Origin of the sequence: Actinomadura sp. NPDC049753 (assembly GCF_040674655.1) — a bacterium.
Classification (GTDB): domain Bacteria; phylum Actinomycetota; class Actinomycetes; order Streptosporangiales; family Streptosporangiaceae; genus Spirillospora; species Spirillospora verrucosospora.
The window spans coordinates 1-4,018 of record NZ_JBFARL010000356.1; the positions used below are offsets into that span (position 1 = coordinate 1).

The window sequence follows — 4,018 nt, forward strand, 5'->3', positions numbered from 1 at the left end:
GCTCGCAGGCGCGTTCGGAGGCGACGCCCTTGACGACGGGCAGCAGCAGTCCGTTGACAGCGCGCGCCGTCGTGACGTCCGCCCAGTCGGCGCCGTCCGGGTCGCCGGGCGGGCGCACCGCCACGATCGCGACCGCCTCGGCGCCGAGCAGCGAGCGCAGCAGCCGGGTCGCCCTGCGCGCCGCGTCGCCGGTGAGCCCGGCCCGCAGCGGGGGCGCGGCGTGCGCGATCAGGTGCAGGGCGGCGAGGGCGGCCGCCTCCGCCGGATCGGCGTGCCCGCGCCGCGGCAGGAGGCACCACCGGCGCGGCGCCCAGACCCCGCTGGCCCCGGCTGCCGCGGCGTACACCACGACATCTGTGACGGACGGTAGGTCCATGGAAACTTACGGTAATGGCTATCATCGCCGCGGGTGCGCCTGTTGCCGATTTACCGAGGTCTCGAATGGGACACGTTCGGCCGACCGGAAGTCCCGCACCAGCGGACCAATCGCGCGGGTCCGGTCACAGCGGGGGCGACTCGCCCTCGTCCTCCTGGTACGAGTAGCGCTGCTCCCGCCACGGATCGGCGACGTTGTGGTACCCGCGCTCCTCCCAGAAGCCCCGGCGGTCCTTCACCAGGTACTCCACGCCCCGGACCCATTTCACGCTCTTCCACGCGTACAGGTGCGGGATGACGATGCGGACGGGGAAGCCGTGGTCGGGGGTGAGGCGCTCGCCGTCGCGGTGGGTGGCGAACATCGTCCCGTCGGCGAGGAAGTCGCTCATCCGGATGTTGGCGCTGTAGCCGTACTCGGCCCAGACCATGACGTGCGTGACGTCCGGCGCGGGCGGCGCCAGCTCGGTGATCGCCGTGCCGGGGACGCCGCGCCACTCGTTGTCCGGGATGGTGAACTTGGTGACGCAGTGGAAGTCGGCGACCGAGGCGGCCTTCGGCAGCGCGTCGAACTCGTCCCAGGTCCAGCGGTGCTGCTCCCCCGACTCGGTGGCGCCGAAGACCCGGAAATCCCAGTCCTTGGGACGGAACTTCGGGACGGGGCCGTAGTGCAGGACGGGCCAGCCCCGGGGGACGTACTGCCCGGGCGGCAGTTCGCCCGGCTGCGGCGCGGACTGTTCGGGGTGGGTCATGACGCGGCCATCCTGCCATCCGGAGTGAGCTGAGCCATATCCGGGGTCGGCCGCGGGCCGCGGGCCCGGACATCGGCTACGCTTTCCCCGTGCGCAACGTCGTGTATTTCTTTTGGCCCGACCAGCCCGGACGGCTGGTCTGCCAGACGCTGCGCTGACAGACCACGAAGGCGAAAGCCCCGGGCCGGCCGGCCCGGGGCTTTCGTCGTTCCGGGGACCGGCCGGCCTCCCGGGGCATGAATGAGAGGCAGCAACCCATGGTCGTCGTCATGGCCCCGGAGGCCAGCGAAGCGGACGTCAGAGCCGTCGTCTCACTGGTTGAGACGGCAGGAGGCGACGCCTTCGTCAGCCGCGGTGTGGAGCGGACCATCGTCGGGCTGGTGGGCGACGTCCAGCAGTTCGGCTCGCTGAACCTGCGCGGGATGCGCGGCGTCAGCGACGTCATCCGCATCTCGGCGCCCTACAAGCTGGTGAGCCGCGAGAACCACGCCGAGCGGTCGGTCGTCCGGGTCGGCGGGGTGCCGATCGGTCCCGGCACCATGACGCTGATCGCCGGCCCGTGCGCGGTGGAGACCCCCGAGCAGACCCTCGGCGCGGCGCAGATGGCGCAGGCCGCGGGCGCGACGCTGCTGCGCGGCGGCGCGTTCAAGCCGCGCACGTCGCCCTACGCGTTCCAGGGCCTCGGTGAGGCCGGGCTGCGCATCCTCGCGGACGTGCGCGAGGAGACCGGCATGCCGATCGTCACCGAGGTCGTGGACGCCGGCGACGTCGAGCTCGTCGCCTCCTACGCCGACATGCTGCAGATCGGCACCCGCAACGCGCAGAACTTCGCGCTCCTGCAGGCCGCCGGCGAGTCGGGCAAGCCGGTCATGCTGAAGCGCGGCATGAACGGGACGATCGAGGAGTGGCTGATGGCCGCCGAGTACGTCGCGCAGCGCGGCAACCTCGACATCGTGCTCTGCGAGCGGGGCATCCGCACGTTCGAGCGGGCGACCCGCAACACCCTCGACATCTCCGCGGTTCCGGTGGCGCAGCGCCTCTCCCACCTGCCGGTCATCGTGGACCCGTCGCACTCGGGCGGCAGCCGCGACCTCGTCCTGCCGCTGACCCGCGCGGCGATCGCGATCGGCGCCGACGGCGTGATCATCGATGTGCACCCGCACCCGGAGACCGCCCTGTGCGACGGCCCGCAGGCCCTGGTCGACGGCGACCTGCGCGAGCTCGCCAAGCTCGTCCGCGACCTGCCCCCGATCGTCGGCCGCTCCCTCACCAGGAGCGAGGACCCCGACGCCGTGCCCGCCTGACCCGCCCCAGCACGCCCGCCTGCCCCGCCCGCCTCGCGGGGACGCCGAGCGGGTATCGTCCTGAACCATGGCTTACTGGGCACCTGATTGCGGACCGCCGCGCTCCTGACGGGGCGCGGCGACCGCATTCCTGCTGATCTCGGCACGGCCCGGCGCGATCACGCGCCCGGCCTTGCCGTCCTGCGCCCCGAATCCGGATCCCTCCTCCCGATTCGAGCCCAGGAGCCCTTCTCCCGTGTCACAGAACACCTTTCTTCGGCGCGCGTCCGAAAAGCCCTCGCGGTCCCGTGCCCGGCGCGGCGGCGCCGACATCCTGCTGGCGGCGTCCCTGTGGGGGACGACCGGCACCGTCCGCACGTTCGCGGACGGCGCGTCCCCGTACTCGGTCGCCGCGATCCGCATCATCATCGGCGGCCTGGTGCTGCTGGCCCTCGCCGCGTCCACGCGCCGCGGCGCGGGGCTGCGCCGCCTGCTGGCGGACCGCCGCAACCTGCCGCTCGTCGCCCTCGGAGCGGCCGCCGTCACCGTCTACCAGACGGCGTTCTTCGTCGCCGCCGGGCGCACGGGCGTCGCGGTCGGCACCGTCGTCACGATCGGCAGCGCGCCGGTGTTCGCCGGCGTGATCGGGCTGCTGGCGCGCGGGTCCGCGCCGTCCGGACGGTGGACGCTCGCCACGGCGGGGGCCGTCGCGGGCTGCGCGCTGCTCGTCGGCGGCGGCCGGGACGCGGGCGCGGAGCCGCTCGGCATCGGGCTGGCCCTGCTGTCCGGGCTGTCGTACGCGGTGTACGCGACGGTGGCGTCCGTCCTCATCACCCGGGGCGAGGAGGACCGGGCCGTCGCCGCGGCGCTGTTCGGCGCGGCGGCCCTTCCGCTGGTCCCCGTGCTGCTCGCCGGCCCGACGGGCTGGCTGCTCACCGGGAGCGGCGCGCTCATCGCGCTCTACCTCGGCGTGATCACCACGGGCGGGGGCTACCTGCTGTTCGCCCGGGGCCTGCGCACCACGCCGGCGACGACGGCGACGACGCTGACGCTCGCGGAGCCGGCGGTGGCGGCGGCGCTCGGCACGGTGCTGCTGGACGAGCGGCTCGGCGGCCCGGCGCTCGGCGGCCTCGCGCTGCTGGCGGCGAGCCTGGTGGTCCTCGTGGCGCCCGTCCGCCGGCGCGGCTCCGGCGCGGGCGCACGGGGCCGCGGCGAAGGCGCACAGGGCGGTAACGAATTGGTCTGAACCATTGGCCGGGCAGGGCGCGGCGAGGATGATGACCGGCATGACGACGGGAGATGGTGACGCCGGGGGGCGGCTGTTCCCGGAGAACCTGGACGGCGTCGATCCGGTCGCCGCCGTGCTGCTGGCGGACGCCCGCCGCGCCCTCGCCGCCTACCCGGAGCTGGTGGCCCTCGGCGCCGTGTTCACCGCCGCCGAGCGGGTTCCGGGCGGCTGGCAGGTCGTGTGCCCGTTCGACCCGCTGCCGCAGGGCGCGCGCGAGATCCTGGCCGACCACCTGGAGGACCGGGCCGCGGCGGCGCGCGGACCGGTCGGCGTCTCCGGCGGAGCCGGCGCGCCCCCGGTGGGCGAGGTAGCCGCGCAGCGCC

4 protein-coding genes and 1 pseudogene are annotated in these 4,018 nt (G+C 74.4%); 3 read left to right on the plus strand and 2 right to left on the minus strand.

Features of this window, described 5'->3' with window-relative positions:
• Both AB0K37_RS40660 and AB0K37_RS40665 read right to left on the minus strand, forming a co-directional pair.
• Positions 1 to 376: pseudogene (locus tag AB0K37_RS40660) on the minus strand (hypothetical protein); the annotation flags it as partial.
• Between the two features lie 124 nt (positions 377 to 500).
• On the minus strand, positions 501 to 1,124 hold the full coding sequence (locus AB0K37_RS40665) for a sulfite oxidase-like oxidoreductase (protein ID WP_363991185.1): 624 nt from the start codon (positions 1,122 to 1,124) through the stop codon (positions 501 to 503).
• A 257-nt stretch (positions 1,125 to 1,381) separates the two neighbouring features.
• Between AB0K37_RS40665 and aroF the strand changes: the two genes are divergently transcribed.
• The 3 genes from aroF to AB0K37_RS40680 form a co-directional block, all read left to right on the plus strand.
• Entirely contained in the window at positions 1,382 to 2,428 is a 1,047-nt protein-coding gene (aroF, locus tag AB0K37_RS40670; protein ID WP_363991187.1) for a 3-deoxy-7-phosphoheptulonate synthase, read from the plus strand.
• A gap of 235 nt (positions 2,429 to 2,663) precedes the next feature.
• Positions 2,664 to 3,653, plus strand: a complete 990-nt coding sequence (locus tag AB0K37_RS40675; RefSeq protein WP_363991190.1) for an EamA family transporter — start codon at positions 2,664 to 2,666, stop codon at positions 3,651 to 3,653.
• 40 nt (positions 3,654 to 3,693) lie between these two features.
• A partial coding sequence (locus AB0K37_RS40680; protein WP_363991193.1) for a DUF5954 family protein occupies positions 3,694 to 4,018 on the plus strand: 325 nt, incomplete at its 3' end.